Genomic DNA, 19116 nt, shown 5'->3' on the forward strand with positions numbered 1-19116 from the left:
CCGCCCTACTGCCCTACTGCCCTACTCCCCTGGCCCGTCTGTCCCCTATGCCGCAGATAGTGATCGGCGATCGCGCAGGCAACCATCGCCTCGCCGATCGGCACGGCGCGGATGCCGACGCAGGGGTCGTGCCGGCCTTTGGTCATCACCTCGACGTCGTTGCCATCCTTGTCGATCGACTTTCGCGCCGTCAGGATCGACGATGTCGGCTTGACGGCGAAGCGCGCAATGATCGCCTGGCCGGTCGAGATGCCGCCAAGGATGCCGCCGGCATTGTTGGACAGGAACACCGGCTTGCCGTCATTGCCGATGCGCATCTCGTCGGCATTCTGTTCGCCGGTGATGCGCGCGGCCTCGAAGCCATTGCCGATCTCGACGCCCTTGACGGCGTTGATCGACATCAGCCCCGACGCAATGTCCTGGTCGAGCTTGGCATAGATCGGCGCGCCAAGCCCCGGCGGAACGCCGTCGGCGACGATCTCGATCACAGCGCCGACCGAGGAGCCTGACTTGCGGATGCCGTCGAGATACTGGGTGAAGACGGGAACGGAAGCGGGATCGGGCGTGAAGAACGGATTTTCGGCGTCGCCGATGAAATTCCAGTTCCAGTTGGCGCGGTCGATCGATTTTTCGCCCATCGACACCAGCGCGCCGCGCACCACCATGCCCGGCACCACTTTGCGCGCCAAGGCACCCGCCGCTACCCGTGCCGCCGTCTCGCGGGCCGAGGAACGGCCGCCGCCGCGATAGTCGCGTATGCCGTATTTGACGTCATAGGTGTAGTCGGCATGGCCCGGCCGGTACTGGCGGGCGATCTCGCCATAATCCTTCGAGCGCTGGTCGACATTCTCGATCAGCATCGAGACCGGCGTGCCGGTGGTGATCATCGTCTCGCCGTCCTCGTCGAGGACGAAACCCGACAGCACCTTCACCTCGTCCGGCTCGCGGCGCTGCGTGACGAAGCGCGACTGTCCCGGCCGGCGCTTGTCCAGTTCTGCCTGGATTTCGTCGCGCGTGAAGCGGATGCCGGGCGGACAGCCGTCGACCACGCAGCCAAGCGCTGCGCCATGGCTTTCGCCCCAGGTGGTGACGCGGAAAAGGTGGCCGAACGTGTTGTGAGACATGGAAAAGTGCCCTGCCCGGCAGCGGAGCCGGTTGAAGCCTGCCTTCTATTGGCGTTTTTTGCGGTGGTCAAACTGTCATCCCCGCCGTTTAAGTTTTGACACATTCGGCTGGTTTCTGCTTTCTTCCATCCGCCGTTGAGGATCCGCCGCCACAGTGCCGGCGCAATGACCAAAGAGGACGATCATGCGTACCCTGATTGGCGCTGTTGCCGCCGCCCTGCTCTATTCCACCGCCGCCTTTGCCGGACAGACCGAAGGCCTGATCAAGAAGATCGACAAGGACGCGCTGACCCTGACGCTGGACGACGGCAAATCCTACAAGCTGAACGCCGAAACCGATCTCGACTCGCTGAAGCCGGGCATGGACATCGTCATCGCCTACGACGTGACCAATGGCGAGAATGTCGTGACCGATATGCAGCTGCCTGACAGCGACACGAACTAGGGAATATTTGTTCCGCCCCAGGCCGGCCTAAAGCCATTCCAGGCTCTGGCCTTCGAGTTTGAGCACGCGATCCTGCGGTATCTCCAGGTTCGCGGCCTCGTCCTCGGCCATGTCAAGCACGATGCGGAACAGGGTGCGCATGACGCCGCCATGCGTCACGCAGATCGTCTTGCGGTCGATCTCGTCGAAGCAGGGTTTCACCCGTTCGAGCAGCATCTGGTAGCTCTCCGCCCCCTCGCCGGGTGGCTGAAAATTCCATTTGTCCAGTGCGCGGGACCGACTTGCCCCGGGAGACTGCGTCTCGAGCTCGGCAAAGGTAAAGCTCTGCCAGTCGCCGAAATTGACCTCGATCAGCCTGACATCGGTTCGATAGGCCAGCGGATCGAGCTTCATCGCGGCGCGGATACGTTCCATCGTTTCGCGCGTCCGCCGCATCGGGCTGGCGACGAAATCGAAATCCTCGGGATCACCGACAAGTTGGGCCAGCCGACGCCCGTTTCCGGTCGCCTGCTCGCGGCCAAGGGCATTGAGGTCGGTGTCGGCTTGGCCCTGAAGCCGGAATTCGGCGTTCCACGCGGTCTGGCCGTGGCGCACGATATAAACCAGCGGGTACATCAGGTCTTCCGGAGGTCGGGCCAGGGCCTGGGCGGAGGATGAACGGAGGGGCTATTCCTTGACGGTCGAAATGTCAGGCGCGTCGACCGCCTTCATGCCGACCACGTGATAGCCGGAATCGACATGGTGCACTTCACCGGTGACGCCACGCGACAGGTCGGACAGGAAATAGACGCCGGAATCGCCGACCTCTTCCTGCGTGACCGTCTGCTTCAGCGGCGAATTGTATTCGTTCCACTTCAGTATGTAGCGGAAGTCGCCAATACCCGAGGCGGCCAGCGTCTTGATCGGGCCGGCGGAGATGGCGTTGACGCGGATCTTCTTGCCGCCGAGATCGACGGCGAGGTAACGCACGCTGGCTTCGAGCGCGGCCTTGGCGACACCCATGACGTTGTAGTGCGGCATCACCTTCTCGGCGCCATAATAGGTCAGCGTCAGCAGCGAGCCGCCATCGGTCATCAGCGCCTCGGCGCGCTTGGCGATGGTGGTGAAGGAAAACACCGAAATGTCCATGGTGCGCAGGAAATTGTCGCGCGTCGTCTCGACGTAGCGGCCGGTCAGCTCGTCCTTGTCGGAGAAAGCGATGGCGTGGACGAGGAAGTCGAGCTTGCCCCAGTGCCTGGCGACATTGGCGAAGACTTCGTCGAGGCTCGCCGGATCGGTGACATCGCAATGGCCGGCGACAAAGGCGCCCAGTTCAGCCGCCAACGGCTCGACGCGCTTCTTGAACGCCTCGCCCTGATAGGTCAGCGCGATCTCGGCGCCATGGTCGACGCATGCCTTGGCAATGCCATAGGCAATCGACCTGTTGTTCGCGACGCCAAGAATAAGGCCGCGCTTGCCGGCCATCAGGCCCTGTCCACCCGCCATGTGAGCGCTCTCCGCAAGGTTTGTGCTTTGTGGAGTGCCTATCGCACAGGCACACAGCCCCTTCAAGCGCTCAAACCGGACAGTTCGGGGGACAAGAGCGCTGGATCAGCCTTTTTGACCACGCATCAACGCTTCGAGAGCGCTGTCGCCGCCCTCCGGCAGCATGATGCGGACATGGGCGTAGAGGTCGCCATGGCCGCCGGCCTTTTCCGGCAGACCCCTGCCCTTGAGCCGCAGCACCTTGTCCGAACTCGACCAGGCGGGAACGTTGACCGCGAGCCTGCCGGTCGGCGTCTCGACCGGCACCTTGGCGCCCAGCACCGCATCCGCCAGCGACACCGGCAGATCGGCATGCAGGTCGCGGCCCTCGATGCGGTAGCGCGGATGCCGGCGGATATGGATCTTGACCAGCGCGTCGCCGGGCTGGCCCGGCCCCTGCTCGCCCTGCCCCTTCAACCGGATGGTCTGGCCATCCTCGACAAAGGCCGGCAGTTTGACCGCCACCTTGCGGCCATCCGGGAACATCGCCGTCACCTTTTCGGCGGTGGCCGCTTCCTCGATGGTGACGTCGAGCGTGACGTTCAGATCGGCCGCCGTCGCCGGCTGGCGGCGGTCGCCAGCGCCGCGCGCGCCGGAAAAGGCGTCGCCGAAAATCTGGCTGAAAATATCGCTGTTGCCGTCGAACGGATCGCCGCCCGGGCGCCCCGAACGGAATTCGAATCGCGAACCGCCGGCCCCTTGCTGGCGGCGAAACCCGGCAAAGGGGTCGCCGCCACCGGCGGCACCCTCAAAACCCTGGAAGCGCGGCTTGCCGTCGGCGTCGATCTCGCCGCGATCGAAAGCGGCACGATTCTTCTCGTCGCCGACGATCTCATAGGCCTGGTTGGCCGCGGCAAAACGGTCCTTCGCCTTGGGATCATTCGGATTCTGGTCCGGATGATGTTTCTTGGCGAGTTTCCGGTACGCCGATTTTATGTCCTTGGCCGATGCGTTCTTTGCAACGCCCAGGACCTCATACGGGTCGCGCATGCTTCCTGCCCTGGAAATGAGTTGAGTCCATACTTGCCCCCTATATGCGCTCGCATAGGAAGAAATTCCAGTAGTGGAGCGTCATATCAAAGGCGGAAATTAGAGCGCCTTGAAGCCCTGCATGCGCCAGCCGCCGGCGCTGGCAAGGCAGAGTTCACCCTCGAACATGGCAACGCCGTCAAAGCTTTCTCGCGAAGCCTTGAAGCGGCGGCAGGTCTGGCCCCTGTCCTTCAATTCCGCCAGTTCGGTGATGGAGCCGCGTGAGCCGGTGCCGGCATTCGCCCACGGCACGGCCTGGCCGCCGAGCTGTTCGATGTCAGCGGATGACACCGCGTTGCCGATCGTCGTCTGGTCGGAGTCGCGATCCGAATCGGCCGGCACCGATGAAGCCTGCGTGCTGCTGGTCAGGATCGAGCGGTCGACTTCGGCTTTTTCCAGGCTGAAGCCACCCGCGCCGCAGGCGGCAAGCGGCAAGGCCGCCGCCACGATCGCCGCTTTCGCGCTGGCCGAAGCGATAACGCCCCATTGCCTGCTGTCAAAAGCTTGCGCGATACGCGACAATCGGCAACCTCCCTGATTTCGTGACAATTTGAGAAAAACTATGAGTGACACAGAGTTAACAACCGGTGACTTTACCCAAGCGGCCGAGCCGTTTCGCCTTTTTGCCGCATGGCTTGATGACGCCACCAAGAGTGAGATCAACGATGCCAACGGCGTGGCGCTGGCGACCGTTGACGCCGAAGGCATGCCGGATGTGCGGATGGTGCTGCTGAAGGGGTTCGATGAAGGCGGCTTTGTTTTCTACACGAATTTCGAGAGCGCGAAGGGCCAGGAGATTCTTGGCAGCATGAAGGCGGCGATGTGTTTCCACTGGAAATCGCTACGCCGCCAGGTGCGGATTCGCGGCCCGGTCGAGATCGTCAGCGACGCCGAAGCCGACGCCTACTACGCGACACGCCCACGCGGCAGCCGCATCGGCGCCTGGGCGTCGAAACAATCGAGGCCGCTGGAAAGCCGCTTTGCGCTGGAGAAGGCTGTCGCCGAATACACGGCGCGCTACGCCATCGGCGAGATCCCGCGGCCGAAACACTGGTCGGGGTTCCGGATCATGCCGAAGACGATCGAGTTCTGGCACGACCGTCCGTTCCGGCTGCACGATCGGGTGGTTTTTTCCCGTAACGCGAAAGGCGGCTGGGACAAGGCGCGGCTTTATCCCTGAGGTTGTGAAAATAGATTTCAGCCGGACAGATCGGCGCTTCACCTACCCGGCCCTGCGGGCCGACCTCCCCATCGAGGGGAGGTAGAAGGTCGAGCTATTTCTTTCTGGTCATGAACGCGGTGAGCGCGGCGCGCGCCTCGTCCGACTTCAACCGCTCGCGGAAGTGTTCGCTTTCCTCACCGATGCGGGCGACGAGGTCGTCGCGCGAGCCGCGCATGAGATCGCGTGCGATCTTCAGCGCCTGCGGCGGCTTGGCGGCGATCTGGCCGGCGGCCGCAAGGACCGAGGCCTCCAACGCGCCCTCCTCGACCACATCGTAGATCAGGCCGGCGGCCTTCGCGCGCTCGGCGGAAAACCCTTCGCCAAGGCCGAGCAGCGCAAAAGCGCCCTGCTGCCCCAGAATGCGCGGCGCCAGCAGGCTCGATCCCGCCTCGGGCACCAAGCCAAGATCGACGAAAGGCGTCCTGAACACGGTGCGCGGCGTGGCGAAGGTCAGATCGCAATGCAGGTTGATCGTGGTGCCGATGCCGACCGCGATGCCGTCGACGCCGGAGACGATGGGTTTTTCGACCCTGGCCAGAGCCATCAGGAAATCCCAGACTTCCGTGCCGCCGTCACCGCCGGTGGCGACAACCATGAAATCGGCAAGGTCATTGCCGGAGGAGAAGGCGCCGGGCACGCCGAGGAAGACGTGGACACGGATTGCCGGATCGGCGTCGCCCTCGGCAAGGGCGGCCGACATCTTCGCGTACATGGCACGCGTCAGGGCGTTCTTCTTGTCGGGGCGGTTCATGCGGATGATCTGGATCGCGCCCTGGCGCTCGACGAGGATATGGTCTGTCACGGTCTTTTTCCCTGGTGAGCGCTGTGAGAATTCAAGCTGATATCAGCGTCTTGCCGGCGGCAGCGAGGCTCTCCGCGCCGTCGATGACACGGTCCTTCAAGGTGCGCGCCTCGCCGAGCAGGTTTTCAGCGAAGAAGCGGCACAGCGCGATCCGGCCCTGGTCGGCAAGAGCGCCGCGCGCCAGATAGGCACCGCCGGCGGCAAGCGAAAACAGCCTGAGATACGGCGTCGCGCCCGCCAGCGCCTCCTCCAGCCGGCCGTCGGTCGACAGTTTCTGCAGGAAGCGCGTCGCCTGCGTCAGGTCGCTGAGTGCAGCATCAAGCGCATCGGCGGTGCGGCCGAAACCTTGCAGGTTGGAAGTGCGCACGGCATTGAAGACGGCGGCCAGTTCGCTGATGAAGCCATGGACATGCTCGCCACCGCCGAGCGGCAGCTTGCGAGTCACCAGGTCGATCGCCTGGATGCCGTTGGTGCCCTCGTAGATCGGCGCGATGCGCGCGTCGCGGTAGAAGGCCGCCGCGCCGGTTTCCTCGATGAAGCCCATGCCGCCATGCACCTGCACACCGAGCGAAGCCACTTCGACGCCGACATCGGTCGAAAATGCCTTGGCCAGCGGGGTGAGCAGGTTGGCGCGGTCGCGCCAGTGTGCCGCTTGATCGCCATCCGAGACCCGGGCCATGTCGATGGCGTGGGCGCAGGAATAGCTGATCGCCCGCGCCGTCTGCGTCAGCGCCTTCATGGTCAGGAGATTGCGCTGCACGTCGGGGTGATGGACGATCGGCGCCATGCCGGCGCCGGCATAGTCCGCCGCCTTGCCCTGGCGGCGCTCATTGGCATAGGCGATCGCCTTCTGCGTCGCGGCTTCCGCGACCGCGACGCCCTGCATGCCGACGCAAAGCCGCGCATTGTTCATCATGGTGAACATGCAGGCGAGGCCCTTGTCCTCCTCGCCGATCAGCCAGCCAACGGCGCCGGGCCTGGCGCCCTGGAACCCGTCGCCATAGATCATGGTGCAGGTCGGCGAGGCATGGATGCCGAGCTTGTGCTCGAGGCCGGAACAGAACACGTCGTTGCGGCCGCCGAGCGAGCCATCATCGTTGACGAAGAATTTCGGCACCAGGAACAGCGAGATGCCGCGCGTGCCGGCCGGTGCGTCCGGCAGCCGCGCCAGCACCAGATGGATGATGTTGTCGGTGAAATCGTGCTCGCCATAGGTGATGAATATCTTCTGGCCGAAGATGCGATAGGTGCCGTCGCCGGCGGGCTCGGCGCGCGAACGCAAGGCGGCGAGATCCGAGCCCGCCTGCGGTTCGGTCAGGTTCATCGTGCCCATCCACTCGCCGGAGACGAGCTTTGCCAGATATTTCGCCTTGAGCGCCTCGGAGGCATGCTTGTCGAGCGCTTCCACCGCGCCCATGGTCAGCGTCGGGCCAATGCCGAAGGCCATGGCGGCGGAGTTCCACATTTCGAGCGCCGCGACGCCCAGCATGGTCGGCAGCGCCTGGCCGCCATAGTCTTCAGGGCCGGACAGCGCGTTCCAGCCGCCATCGATCCAGCGGCGATAAAGGTCCTTCCAGCCGGGCGGCGTGGTGACGGCGGCGTCTTTCAGCACGGCACCGTGTTCGTCGCCGATCTTGTAGAGGGGCGCCACCTCCTCGGTGGCGAAACGGCCGGCCTCGCCAAGGACGGCATCGACCAGATCCTCAACGAGATCGCCGAACGTGCCGGCATCGAGAGCGGACTTCATACCCGCCACATGCTTCAGCGTGAACGCGATATCCTCGACCGGTGCCCGATACATGCCGCTCGATCCTCCTGATGCATCGGCCTCGCCAACCTAGAGCCGGTGCGGCCGTAAAACCATCCGCCTTTGGGCGGTCTCCCGGTTTCTTTTTACGTAAACGTCAAATTTTGTCACGTGGATTTTGCAATCGCGCCGGCCTGTATTAAATTCAACGGACGCCGTATCAAGCCGACCCCCGACAGACCAGAACCAGCCGACCGGAACCGTCCATGCTCGCCAGACCCGACGCCTATCGCTGCATCGAATGCGGCTTGCCCTACCGCGCGACGGGATTCTGGCATCACGGCGGCCAGTTGGAGCACGGCGCGGCCTACTGGTCGGATCGCGGCATATTGTGCTCGCCGCAATGTTCGCTCGCCCACCACCGCAAGCGCGTCGCCGAAGGCACGCTCCAGCAAGAGCCCGCGCCCGACCCGTTCGAATTCCAGCCGTTCAGCCGGCGCTAGCCCTACGCCCCTGCATAGAGAAGCATTCCTTAACCATAGCGGTTCACCATCGGTGTTTGATCAACGGGGACCCCCTGTTTGAAAACGCCGGCGCATCTTCTTCGCCGCTCAGCGATCGCTCTTGCGGCGATGATGGCGCTGATATCGGCGGCAACGGCCTCGGACTTCTCCGAGCCATGGAAGAACGCCGACCGCGCTCTAGTCATCGACGCCTACGAGTACAATCCCATCGACTGGGGGCAGCTTGCCACCGACAAGCGCATCGCCGCCTTCATCAACAAGGCCTCCGACGGCATGCCGCCGCCCTATTTCTGTTTCGGCAGCGACACCGACGTGAAGCTGTGCAAGGCGCTGTGGAAGCGCCATGCGGTGACGCGCGAACTGTTCCAGACGCGCCGGGTCGTGGCCAAGGCGCTCGGCATGAAATGGGGGGCCTATCATCTTGCCCGGCCCGGCAATCCGGTCGAGCAGGCCAATAATTTCCTCGATTTCGCCGATCCCGCGCCGGACGATCTCATGGCGCTCGACATCGAAGGCATCGATCCCTCGCAATGGATGTCGCTTGACGATGCGGAGGAGTTCGTGCGCCAGGTGCACCGGCGCGTCGGCCGTTTCCCGGTGCTCTACACCAACGGCAAGACCGCGCAGTACATCGCCGACAATCGTTACAAATACCGGCTCCTGTCGCGGCTGCCGCTTTGGTACGCACGCTACAAACCTGATATCGACGTGCATTTCCCGATGGGCAACTGGCAGGGCTACGCGCTCTGGCAATTTTCGGCGCAGGCCAATTGCGGCCGCTTCCGTTGCCCCTACAGGGTTGCCGGCACGCCCAACAATATCGACGTCAACGTCGTGCCGACGGATGCCGCTACGCTGCGCCAGCAATGGCCCTTTGGCGGGCTGATCGACGTGCCATCCGACTATCTTGCCAGCGTGCCGGTGCCGCTCTCGCGCGAAGCCGCGCTCGCCGGCAAGACCACCCTCATTTACGCCGATGTGGCAACGCCGCCGACCTTCGAGGAAATGGTCTCGGTGCTCGGCTCGCGCTGGTCGAAATTCCGCGAGGGGTTCCATATGCCGGTCGTGAAGACGGTGCCGCGCAGGCCGGGTTTCGGCATCGTCCAATATGTCGCCTGGAAGCGGACCGGACAACGCTCACCCGAGCAGTTGAACGCAGCCTTCGCCGCGGCCGACCCGGTCAGCACCGGTTCGACCGAAATCGATCGCGGTCAGCCGTAAACCGAAATCTCAGCTCGCCCTCTCGCGCGCCACGGCCTGCCAGCCGATGTCGCGGCGGCAGAAGCCATCCGGCCAGTCGATCCGGTCGAGCGCGGCATAGGCCCGCTTCTGCGCCTCGCCGACCGTGGTCCCGGTCGCCGTCACATTGAGGACACGGCCGCCATTGGCAACCAGCGCGCCGCCATTGATGGCGGTGCCGGCGTGGAAGATCTGGACGCCGTCGCCAGCCGCGTCCTCGACGCCGCGGATGACCGAGCCTTTTTCCGGCGTGCCGGGATAGCCCCGCGCCGCCATCACCACGGTGAGCGCTGCCTCGTCGCGCCAGCGTATCGACGTGTGCGCCAGCTGACCGTCGACGGCGGCGTTGAGCAGCACAAGCAGGTCGTCCTTCAGCCGCATCATCAGCACCTGGCATTCCGGGTCGCCGAAGCGGGTGTTGTATTCGATCAGCTTCGGTCCCCTGTCCGTGATCATCAGCCCGGCGAACAGGATGCCGGCGAAGGGCGCGCCAAGCTCGGCCATGCCGCGCATGGTCGGTTCGACGATCTCGCGCATGGTGCGCTCGACCATCTCCGGCGTCATCACCGGAGCCGGCGAATAGGCGCCCATGCCGCCGGTGTTGGGGCCGGTGTCGCCGTCGCCGACACGCTTGTGGTCCTGCGCGGTGCCGAAGGGCAGCGCTGTGGTGCCGTCGCAAAGGCAGAAGAAACTCGCCTCCTCGCCAGTCATGAATTCTTCGACCACCACCTCCGCGCCGGCAGCGCCGAAGGAACCCTCGAAACAGGCATCGAGGGCCGCCCTCGCCTCGTCCAGGGTCATTGCGACGGTGACACCCTTGCCGGCGGCGAGCCCATCGGCCTTGATGACGATCGGCGCGCCCGTCTTTTCGACATAGGCCTTGGCCGAGGCCAGATCGTTGAAACGGCCATAGGCGGCGGTGGGGATGTCGTATCGGGCGCAAAGGTCCTTGGTGAAACCCTTCGACCCTTCTAGCCGCGCGGCGGCCTTCGAAGGGCCGAAGACGCGGATGTTTTCAGCGCGCAGATCGTCCGCGATGCCGGCGACCAGCGGCCCTTCCGGACCGACCACGACGAGGTCGATCTTTTTCTCGCGGCAGAAGGCGGCGACGGCGGCGTGATCCGCAACGTCCAGCTTTACCAGTTCAGCCTCGGCGCCGATGCCGGGATTGCCGGGAGCCGCGTAGAGCTTGGTCAGCAGCGGCGAGGCGGCGATCTTCCAGGCAAGCGCATGTTCGCGGCCGCCGGAGCCCAGAAGAAGAACGTTCATGGCCACCTCTTGATGCAAACCCTGGAGAGCACCCGCTATTGCTCTCCGGGCGACGGGTCAAGGCATCAGGGTGTTTTGATCCGAATTGCGCACGGGAACGTTATCCAGCAGAAAATCGGCGGCGGCCATCGCCGCCGATTTTCTGGCAATTCGACTCAGCCGGGAAAAACGACCGGGAACCAGTCCTCACGCAGTTTCTGGCCCGGCTGCATGCCATGGCCGTGATAGGGCGGCGAGGTGCGGCCCGGCCGCTCGACATAATGGGCATCGTCGCCGACCCAGCGCAGCGACAGCGCCCGGCGCCGGGCCGCTGTCAGATTGCCGCGCGCGCCGTGCGCGGTGCGGAAATCGAACAGGATGGCGTCGCCCGGCTCCATCTCCCATTCAAGCACCTTCATCGACGGATCGTTGTCGGGATCGGGCACCGGCAGGTAGTCGCCCTCACCGGCATAAAAATTGCTGTCGTCGAGCCAGCGCACCGGCAGGATCATCTTGTCCCATTTGTGCGAGCCGGCGATCAGGCGCAGCGTCGCCTCCTTCACCGGATCGATGGGGATCCAGAAACTGACCGTCTGCTGGCCATCGACGAAATAATAGGGGATGTCCTGATGCCAGGGCGTCGGCTTCTGCGTGCCCGGCTCCTTGACCAGCACATGATCGTGGAAGAACTGCGCGGTGCGCGACTGCATCACCGCCGCCGCCAGTTCGGCGGCCGGCGACTTCCGCACCACCTCGACGAATTCGGGAATGCGCTCCCAGTTGCAGTAATCGTCGAAGAAACTGCCACGGCCATTGGCGATGTCGGACGCGGTGGCGCTGCGGTTCTGCATATTGCGCTCGATGCCGGCGGCAATCGTATCGACCCAGCCCTTGAAGGCGCCGCGGATGCAGACGGCGCCGTCACGCTGGTAGTCGGCAATGGTGTCCGCATCGATCAGGCCGGTGTCGATGGCGCGGGCGGCAGTCAGGGAAGCCATGGCGTTCTCCTCTTGGGATGAACCGACTATCGCAACATCAATTCATTCAGTAAAATAATAACTTCTCATCTGACACATAGAACAAAACTATGAACCTCACCCTCATTCAACTGCGCTACCTGGTCGCCGTCGCCCGCCACGGCAGCGTAACCAGCGCGGCCAAAACTCTGAACATCTCCCAGCCCTCGATTTCGGTGGCGATCGACGCGATCGAAAAGAATTTCGGCCAGAAACTGTTCGTGCGCCAGCGCGGAAGCGGCGTTTCGCTGACCTCCTTCGGCCGCGTCGTCGTGGCCAAGGCAAAACAGGTTCTTGCCGAGACGGATGAGTTGATGAGCCTGGGCTCGGGCAATTCAGCTGTCGGCGGCGAGCTGGTGCTTGGATGTTTCGAGGATCTGGCGCCGTATTTCGCGCCGGGTCTCATCCGCGCTTTCTCCGAACGCCATCCAAATGTCGATGTCATCGTTCGCGACGAGACGTTCGAGACGCTCGGGCGGCGTCTGGCGGATGCCGCCCTCGATCTCGGCCTCAGCTACGATCTCGGCCTGCCCGCGCATTTCGCCCGCATCCTGCTGCACGAGTTGCGGCCGCATGCGCTGTTGCCGGCCGGCCATAAGCTGGCGGACCGCGCCGAGGTCAGCCTGGCGGACCTGGCCGCCTATCCGCTGATCACGACGGACCAACCGCAAAGCTGGCAGCACATGCTCGACCTGTTCCGCAGTCGCGGCCTCTCGCCGGTCGCCGACAGGGCGACAAGTTCGTTCGAACTCCAGCGCAGCATGGTGGCGAATGGTTTTGGTGTCGCCGTCAGCTACACCCGCCCGCAAGGCGACCGCAGCTATGACGGCCTGCCCTTGATCTGCAAGCCGCTGTCGGATCCGCTGCCGATGCAGCGCATCATCCTCACCTATGACACACACCAGCGCGTGTCGAATGCGGTATTGGCATTCGTCGAGACGGCGAAGGTCTGGTTTTCGACGCGCGACATCTTCGCGTCGTGACAGGTTGACGGCCGCCCGTCGCCCGCTTCCCGCTTGACGGTTTCCGCGGCTGCTGCCACTCCATAGGTATGGAAACCATCCAGTCGAAAGCGGCCCAAGGCCGTGTTGCCGATGCGCCGAACGGCCATTGGGTCTACCACGTGCTGCCGCGCGCGGTTTGGCCTTATGCGCAGCTTGCGCGATGGGACAGGCCTATCGGCTGGCAGTTGCTTTTGTGGCCGTGCTGGTGGTCGGCAGCACTTGCCGCGAGCGCCTATCCGCGTCCCGGCGACCCGCTGCTCTCGCTGCTGCCGGCGCCATTGTATCTCGTGCTGTTCCTGGTCGGCGCCATCGCCATGCGCGGAGCCGGCTGCACCTACAACGACATCGTCGACGAGAACATCGACAACCAGGTGGAGCGCACCCGCTCGCGCCCGCTGCCGTCGGGCCAGACCACGCGCCGGCGGGCCTGGGTGTTTCTTGTCCTGCAGGCCCTGGTCGGCCTTGTCGTGCTCCTGCAGTTCAACAGCTTCGCCATCCTGCTCGGCATCTGCTCGCTGGTGGTCGTGGCCATCTATCCATTCATGAAGCGGATAACCAACTGGCCGCAACTGTTTCTCGGCCTTGCCTTTTCCTGGGGCGCGCTGATGGGATGGGCGGTCGAGTTCGGCGATCTCGATGGCCCCGCCATCATGCTCTATATCGGCTCGATCCTGTGGGTGATCGGCTACGACACGATCTATGCGCATCAGGACAAGGAAGACGACGCCATTGTCGGCGTGCGCTCGACGGCGCGGCTGTTCGGCGACAACACCAAATCGTGGCTGGCCGGGCTTTACGGCGGCACACTGATCTGCTTCGCGATCGCCTTCGCCTCGGCGCAGGCGCCGGTCGTGGCGCTCGCCGGATTGATCGCCGCCGGCGCCCATATGGCCCGGCAGATCGCCGTGCTGGATATCAACGATCCGGACCAATGCCTGCGGCTGTTCCGGTCGAACAACCAGGTCGGCTGGCTGATCTTCCTCGGCCTGATCGGCGGTGCAGTATGGGTGGCGCTGAAGCCGCTGGTGTAGTCTTCCTTCTCCCCGTCACTATACGGGGAGAAGGTGGCGGCAGCCGGATGAGGGGCAGCGCCAACCGTGAAGCGAGGTTCAGCGGCGAACCAGCGCACACTCAATTAAGATGGTGGCCGAACACTTAGGTCAGCGCCGCCCCTCATCGCCCTGCCGGGCGTTCGTCACTCGAAAAGCCAAGCAGTTGGCTTTTGGTCCGCTTCGCGGACCGCTCCTCAACTCCCCGTATAGTGACGGGGAGAAGAAGGCTAATCGCGCGAAATGATCTCCTGGCCGTCGATGACCAGCCTGAGACCGAGGTTGCCGGCCCTGCGGCGGGCAAGGAAGCGCGGACGGCGCGTATTGGAAACGCGGCCCTTGCGGCGATCCTGCGGCGGCAGCGTCTTGATGGCGGCGCCGAGCGATTCTTCCAGCGTGCGGGCGACGCCGTCCGATTCGATCAACARCATCGGCAGGCGGTAGGCATCGGCCCAGGCGCGCCAGTCGGCGGCGACATCGTCGAGATCGTCGGCCACCAAAAGCGGCACCGACAGCATCGGATCATTGTGCAGGAGTTCCAGGGTCACCGTGACATTGCCCTCCGGATCCTCCATTGCGCGGGCGGCAACGCCGCGGAACGCATTGGCCGGAAGGGCGATGATCGCCGGCACGCCGCTCATCTCGAGCATGCGGCGGATCACGGCGCCACGGTGGTCGATGGTGAACGTCACGTCGCCATAATCGTCGCGCGTGGCGTAGCTGACCATCTGGGGCAGTCGGAATGGGTCGAGGCGCATGTTGCGTCCCGCCCAGACTGGCTTCAGTCCGGTGTTCATAGAGTGCCTTCCTGTCTGTCTCCTGAGAGCCGGTGTCCGGTTCTCTCCGGGCCAGTTTTCCCGGCCTCGTTATGGGGAAACAGTAGCGTGGGGTCCTTACCGCCGCGCTTAAGAAAGTCGGTTAAATTTTGCTGATCTCGGGGATGGTTATCGGAATGCCACTGACCACTAGATGTTGAAAGGATCAGATAACCTTACCGGGATTCATGATGCCGGCGGGGTCGAAGGCAGCTTTCACCCGGCGCATCAGATCGATGGCCATCGGCGGCGCGGTGGCGATCAGTTCGTCGCGCTTCAGCTGGCCGATGCCATGCTCGGCCGAGATCGAGCCGTGGAAGGAGCGCACGACATCGTGCACGGCCTTGTTCATGGGATGGTAGAGGGCGAGAAACGCCTCGTCGTCGCCATCGACGGGCCGCGAGATGTTATAGTGGAGGTTGCCGTCGCCCATATGGCCGAAGCAGACCACGCGGGCACCGGCACTGACCGACGCCACCGCGCCGGCCGCCTCTTCGATGAAGCGCGGGATCGATGCGATCGGCACCGAAATGTCGTGCTTGATCGAAGCGCCCTCCGGCTTCTGGCATTCGGGCAGCGTCTCGCGGAAATTCCAGAAAGCGTCGCCCTGGGCAAGGCTTGCCGCGACCACCGCATCGCCAACGATGCCTTGCTCGAGACCATCCGCCAGCACCTCTTCGATCAGCGCCCGGCCGTCGTCTTCCGAGCGGCCGGAGGAAACCTGCATCAAGACATACCAGGGCCAGTCATCGGCCAGCGGCCGCACGACACCTTGACCATGGCTCAGCGTGAAATCGTAGGGTCTCTTGCCRATCAGTTCGAAGGCGGTGAGCGAAGCGCCGGCGCGGTCCATCGCGAGGCTGAACAGCGACAGTGCCGCTTCGGCAGACGACAGGCCGACGAACGCGACCTCGCGCCCCTTCGGCTTCGGGAACAGTTTCAGCACGGCGGCGGTGATGACCCCGAGCGTGCCTTCGGCACCGACGAACAGGTCCTTCAGATCGTAGCCGGTGTTGTCCTTCTTCAGCTTGCGCAGGTCGTCGAACACCTCGCCCGTCGGCAGCACCACCTCGACGCCGAGACAGAGTTCACGCGCATTGCCGTAGGCCAGCACGCCGGTGCCGCCAGCGTTGGAAGACAGGTTGCCGCCGATCTGGCAGGAGCCTTGTGCTGCGAGCGACAGCGGAAACAGCCGGTCGGCGGCATCGGCCGCTTCCTGCAGCGTCTGCAGGATGACGCCGGCCTCCGCCGTTACCGTATTAGACAGGACGTCGATTTCGCGGACGCGGTTCAGCCGCGACAGCGACAGGATGATCTCGCGGCCGGACTTGTCCGGCACCTGGGCGCCGACCAGCCCGGTGTTGCCGCTTTGCGGCACGACCGGCGTTCCCGTCTCGGTCGCCAGCCGCATGATGCGGCTGACCTCGTCGACACTGCCCGGCCGCAGCACCAGCGACGTCGCGCCGTGCCAGAGCCCGCGCCGCTCGACGAGGTAAGGCGCGATGTCCTGCTCGTCGCGCAGCGCGTATTTGTCGCCGACTATGGCCGCGAAGCGGTCGATGATAGCGGGGTCGAGTGTCGTTGCGATTTCGGTCATGCGGGAAAACTACGGTGTGGGCTGTGCGTTGTCACGGGGGGCGGCTGCACGCGAGAGCCGGTCGTTGATGGCTTCCCCCAGCCCAACGAACGGAATGGTCTCCACGGCGATGGTGCGCGCGCCGCTGCGATCGAGTTCCTGCATGTAGGCGAAAAGATTGCTCGCCGCTTCGCGCAGGTCACCAGACGCGGACAGGTTCAGGAAGGCTGCCGCATGGCGCCAGCCTTCGGCCCGCTGGCCGCCGAAGCCGAGCAACGCTTCGCCCTCGCCGACCCTTCCGGCATTGAGCCGCATGGCGGCACCCGGCGCATAGTGCGAGGCAAGCATGCCCGGCGCCTCGACGCCCGCCCCTCCACCGCGCAACAGCTCCATACCGATCGCCGCCTCGATCTCCTCGGCGGCAATGCCACCGGGCCGGAGCAGGCGCAGCCTTTCCCCTTCGGCCTTGACGATGGTCGATTCCAGCCCGACGGGCGTCGCGCCGCCATCGACCACCAGCTTGATGCGCGCGCCAAGATCGGCCGCCACCGCTGCCGCCGTCGTCGCGCTGATCCTGCCGGAGGAATTGGCGCTGGGCGCGGCAAGCGGGCGGCCAAGTTTTGCGATGAGGTCGCCGCCAAAGCCCCTCGGCATGCGCAAGGCGATGGTGTCGAGCCCGGCCGTGACCAGCGGATGGATGCCGTTGCCAGGCCGCTGCGGCAGCACCAGGGTCAGCGGACCCGGCCAGAACGCCTGTGCGAGTTTCTTCGACAGCGGATCGAACACGGCGATGCGCTCGGCCATCGCCATGTCGGCGACATGGGCGATCAGCGGGTTGAAGCGCGGCCGCCCCTTGGCTTCGAAGATGCGCGCCACGCCAATCCCGTTGGTGGCGTCGCCGGCAAGCCCGTAGACGGTCTCGGTCGGGATGGCGACGACATCGCCGCCCTCGAGCAAAGCCAGCGCCCGCTCCAACGCCTCGCCGACGGCAAGTATCTCAGCCACTCTCGTCACCTCGCAGATGCCGGCTGCGTAGTACGATGGCGGCTGTTGGGCAAGCGGCAGTTCGGCAAGAGAGGGTCTTGGCGATTTATCAATCCCTAAAATGCTATGTTTGTGGGAAAGCCGGCATCAATTCCGGCCTGCTATTGAGCAGCTTCTGGGCGAAGGGGAGCTATATCAGTGTCTGTGCGCGTATTGCTGGGAATAACTCTGGCCACGATGGCCAGCGGAGCTCAGGCCTCGTCGCTGGTCTTTCCCGGCGCGCCGGCCGCGACGCCCTCCATCCTGACCCTGAAGACAGCCGACATCAAGGCAAGCGATGTGGTGTCCGTCGTCGCGCTCGGCGAGCCCGACGTCACCTATGAGAAGGTGGCGGCTATCCCCGACGCGTCCGAGGCGCGGCACGGCTTCATGTCAAGCCCGATGATCATTCGCGGCGGCGTCGTCGGCGGCGACTTCTCGACACCGGCGCAAGCCAAGGCGCCAGCCGCGACCACCGCCGCCGCTCCCGCTCCCGCTCCCGCTCCGGCCCAGGCAACCGCCTCGGCGGCTCCGGCGTCGGGCACGCAGAAGAAGCCTGCCGCACCGGCAGCCGCATCGCCGCCCGTTCCCGGGGTCGGCAAGGTCAAGTAGCGGCCACGAATTGCTGGGCTGGCCGGATCGTTGACAGCTTGACGGCGCCCTGCGCACCATTGCCGAGCGAGTTCGTCCTGGCGTATCTGGTCGCTGGATGCCGCCGCCTGAATTTGGTCAAGCGATCGAGGCAAAAGACGGCAGACGAGCTTCGTCGTTTCAAAGGGGGTTGATCATGAGACTATCCAAGACCGTTACCGTGGCAGGGCTTCTGCTGGCGTCGCTGCTGGGCGCCGGCGCAGCGCAAGCCGATGACATGCTGGGATCCTATGTCGCGCGCATTTCCGATCGGGATCATCAGGCGAGCGACGGCTATGCGTTGGACAGCGCCGCGCAGATGGTGCGGCAGGACCGCGCCAACTGGCACAAATTCCATCGCCGCGACAGCGACGATGAGGGTGATGCCTGGTTCAGGACCAACGACCAGCGCGCTGACCTGCAGCGCATGTTGGAGCGCCCCGGCGCGATGAGTTCGTCGACCAAGCGCGCCATCGTCAATGGCGAACCGCTGATCCAGGTCGACGTCTACGAAAACAGCGTGCGCGTCAGCATCCTGGAGAACTGACAAGCGTCCGGGAAGATGAACAAAAAGGGCGGCGCCGATGCGCCGCCCCCTCTTCTCGACAGAACCGAAAATCTCAGGCCGCTTCTTCCTTGTCGTCGTCGTTTTCCTCGGACTCGTCGTCTTCGGATTCTTCTTCGCCCTCATCGCCTTCGGCCTTCACGGCTTCATCGGCGTCGTCCTCGTCCTCATCTTCGTCTTCATCGTCATCGCCCGAGAGCGTGGCGGCTTCAGCGCCGTCTTCGTCGGACTCTTCGCCGTCTTCGTCGTCGCCTTCTTCTTCGTCATCAGACAGATCAGCGGCTTCGACAGCCGTGGCAGCGGCATGATCGAGGGCGGTTTCGGAAGCGGATTCAAGCGCCTCGGCGGCGGCCGAGGTTTCTTCAGTCACTTCGATGTCGTGATCGGAATTCATGGAAGCCTCCGTTGGGTTGGGGAACATGTCCCTTTTGCCACGGAGAGATCATCGTCATATGACTGTAAGCCGGCTCGAACGGCCGGCTGGAAGATATTTTTCCTGGGCCTGCGGCCTCTTTTGTCTGAGCATGATCTTAT

The 19116-nt window shown here is 64.3% G+C and carries 21 protein-coding genes; 8 read left to right on the forward strand and 13 right to left on the reverse strand.

Going from position 1 to position 19116, the window contains the following annotated elements; all coding sequences use genetic code 11:
* Window positions 1-5: 5 nt before the first annotated feature.
* The gene (gene aroC / locus AC1DPX_RS14835) at window positions 6-1124 is read right to left on the reverse strand and encodes a chorismate synthase (RefSeq protein ID WP_477237674.1); all 1119 of its coding nucleotides are present in this window, start codon (window positions 1122-1124) and stop codon (window positions 6-8) included.
* Between the two features lie 184 nt (window positions 1125-1308).
* On the opposite strand from aroC, the gene AC1DPX_RS14840 reads away from it, so the two are divergent.
* Entirely contained in the window at window positions 1309-1569 is a 261-nt protein-coding gene (locus AC1DPX_RS14840; RefSeq protein WP_095771047.1) for a DUF1344 domain-containing protein, read from the forward strand.
* Window positions 1570-1596: 27 nt separating this feature from the next.
* Here the strand turns inward: AC1DPX_RS14840 and AC1DPX_RS14845 are convergent, their stop codons facing one another.
* The 4 genes from AC1DPX_RS14845 to AC1DPX_RS14860 form a co-directional block, all read right to left on the reverse strand.
* Window positions 1597-2184: a histidine phosphatase family protein gene (locus AC1DPX_RS14845; protein ID WP_477237676.1), complete on the reverse strand. Its 588-nt coding sequence runs from the start codon at window positions 2182-2184 to the stop codon at window positions 1597-1599.
* A gap of 51 nt (window positions 2185-2235) precedes the next feature.
* Window positions 2236-3054 carry an enoyl-ACP reductase FabI gene (gene fabI / locus AC1DPX_RS14850; protein WP_202355326.1) on the reverse strand — a complete coding sequence of 273 codons (819 nt, stop codon included), beginning with the start codon at window positions 3052-3054 and terminating at the stop codon, window positions 2236-2238.
* 105 nt (window positions 3055-3159) lie between these two features.
* On the reverse strand, window positions 3160-4083 hold the full coding sequence (locus AC1DPX_RS14855) for a DnaJ C-terminal domain-containing protein (RefSeq protein ID WP_202355327.1): 924 nt from the start codon (window positions 4081-4083) through the stop codon (window positions 3160-3162).
* 99 nt (window positions 4084-4182) lie between these two features.
* A complete protein-coding gene (locus AC1DPX_RS14860; protein ID WP_199644985.1) occupies window positions 4183-4644 on the reverse strand; it encodes an RT0821/Lpp0805 family surface protein in 462 nt (153 codons plus the stop codon).
* 40 nt (window positions 4645-4684) lie between these two features.
* Between AC1DPX_RS14860 and pdxH the strand changes: the two genes are divergently transcribed.
* On the forward strand, window positions 4685-5302 hold the full coding sequence (gene pdxH / locus AC1DPX_RS14865) for a pyridoxamine 5'-phosphate oxidase (protein ID WP_477237678.1): 618 nt from the start codon (window positions 4685-4687) through the stop codon (window positions 5300-5302).
* 94 nt (window positions 5303-5396) lie between these two features.
* On the opposite strand, the gene AC1DPX_RS14870 is transcribed toward pdxH, so the two are convergent.
* Together AC1DPX_RS14870 and AC1DPX_RS14875 are read right to left on the reverse strand one after the other, a co-directional pair.
* A complete protein-coding gene (locus tag AC1DPX_RS14870) occupies window positions 5397-6146 on the reverse strand; it encodes a crotonase/enoyl-CoA hydratase family protein (protein WP_477237680.1) in 750 nt (249 codons plus the stop codon).
* A 31-nt stretch (window positions 6147-6177) separates the two neighbouring features.
* The gene (locus AC1DPX_RS14875) at window positions 6178-7947 is read right to left on the reverse strand and encodes an acyl-CoA dehydrogenase (RefSeq protein WP_477237682.1); all 1770 of its coding nucleotides are present in this window, start codon (window positions 7945-7947) and stop codon (window positions 6178-6180) included.
* Window positions 7948-8159: 212 nt separating this feature from the next.
* On the opposite strand from AC1DPX_RS14875, the gene AC1DPX_RS14880 reads away from it, so the two are divergent.
* Window positions 8160-8396, forward strand: a complete 237-nt coding sequence (locus AC1DPX_RS14880) for a hypothetical protein (RefSeq protein WP_202355331.1) — start codon at window positions 8160-8162, stop codon at window positions 8394-8396.
* Window positions 8397-8525: 129 nt separating this feature from the next.
* Window positions 8526-9638 carry a glycoside hydrolase family 25 protein gene (locus tag AC1DPX_RS14885; RefSeq protein WP_202359474.1) on the forward strand — a complete coding sequence of 371 codons (1113 nt, stop codon included), beginning with the start codon at window positions 8526-8528 and terminating at the stop codon, window positions 9636-9638.
* A 9-nt stretch (window positions 9639-9647) separates the two neighbouring features.
* On the opposite strand, the gene purD is transcribed toward AC1DPX_RS14885, so the two are convergent.
* Both purD and AC1DPX_RS14895 read right to left on the reverse strand, forming a co-directional pair.
* Window positions 9648-10925, reverse strand: a complete 1278-nt coding sequence (purD, locus tag AC1DPX_RS14890) for a phosphoribosylamine--glycine ligase (RefSeq protein ID WP_477237684.1) — start codon at window positions 10923-10925, stop codon at window positions 9648-9650.
* 155 nt (window positions 10926-11080) lie between these two features.
* Entirely contained in the window at window positions 11081-11902 is an 822-nt protein-coding gene (locus AC1DPX_RS14895) for a phytanoyl-CoA dioxygenase family protein (protein WP_202355333.1), read from the reverse strand.
* A gap of 89 nt (window positions 11903-11991) precedes the next feature.
* On the opposite strand from AC1DPX_RS14895, the gene AC1DPX_RS14900 reads away from it, so the two are divergent.
* Together AC1DPX_RS14900 and ubiA are read left to right on the forward strand one after the other, a co-directional pair.
* The gene (locus AC1DPX_RS14900) at window positions 11992-12903 is read left to right on the forward strand and encodes a LysR family transcriptional regulator (RefSeq protein ID WP_477237686.1); all 912 of its coding nucleotides are present in this window, start codon (window positions 11992-11994) and stop codon (window positions 12901-12903) included.
* A gap of 68 nt (window positions 12904-12971) precedes the next feature.
* The gene (ubiA, locus tag AC1DPX_RS14905; protein WP_477237688.1) at window positions 12972-13955 is read left to right on the forward strand and encodes a 4-hydroxybenzoate octaprenyltransferase; all 984 of its coding nucleotides are present in this window, start codon (window positions 12972-12974) and stop codon (window positions 13953-13955) included.
* 248 nt (window positions 13956-14203) lie between these two features.
* Here the strand turns inward: ubiA and AC1DPX_RS14910 are convergent, their stop codons facing one another.
* The 3 genes from AC1DPX_RS14910 to AC1DPX_RS14920 form a co-directional block, all read right to left on the reverse strand.
* Window positions 14204-14770, reverse strand: coding sequence for a DUF6101 family protein (locus AC1DPX_RS14910; RefSeq protein ID WP_010914851.1), 567 nt, complete (start codon window positions 14768-14770; stop codon window positions 14204-14206).
* A 184-nt stretch (window positions 14771-14954) separates the two neighbouring features.
* A complete protein-coding gene (locus AC1DPX_RS14915) occupies window positions 14955-16385 on the reverse strand; it encodes an FAD-binding oxidoreductase (RefSeq protein WP_477237690.1) in 1431 nt (476 codons plus the stop codon).
* Window positions 16386-16394: 9 nt separating this feature from the next.
* Window positions 16395-17369 carry an L-threonylcarbamoyladenylate synthase gene (locus AC1DPX_RS14920; protein WP_477237692.1) on the reverse strand — a complete coding sequence of 325 codons (975 nt, stop codon included), beginning with the start codon at window positions 17367-17369 and terminating at the stop codon, window positions 16395-16397.
* Between the two features lie 216 nt (window positions 17370-17585).
* On the opposite strand from AC1DPX_RS14920, the gene AC1DPX_RS14925 reads away from it, so the two are divergent.
* Both AC1DPX_RS14925 and AC1DPX_RS14930 read left to right on the forward strand, forming a co-directional pair.
* Window positions 17586-17999, forward strand: a complete 414-nt coding sequence (locus tag AC1DPX_RS14925) for a hypothetical protein (protein ID WP_477237694.1) — start codon at window positions 17586-17588, stop codon at window positions 17997-17999.
* 175 nt (window positions 18000-18174) lie between these two features.
* Entirely contained in the window at window positions 18175-18564 is a 390-nt protein-coding gene (locus AC1DPX_RS14930) for a hypothetical protein (protein ID WP_202355339.1), read from the forward strand.
* Between the two features lie 73 nt (window positions 18565-18637).
* Here AC1DPX_RS14930 and AC1DPX_RS14935 read toward each other — a convergent pair whose 3' ends face one another.
* Window positions 18638-18976 (reverse strand): ATPase, encoded by a 339-nt coding sequence (locus AC1DPX_RS14935; RefSeq protein WP_477237695.1) that lies wholly within the window; start codon window positions 18974-18976, stop codon window positions 18638-18640.
* Window positions 18977-19116: the final 140 nt, after the last annotated feature.

The organism is Mesorhizobium sp. 01N446 (genome assembly GCF_056399285.1).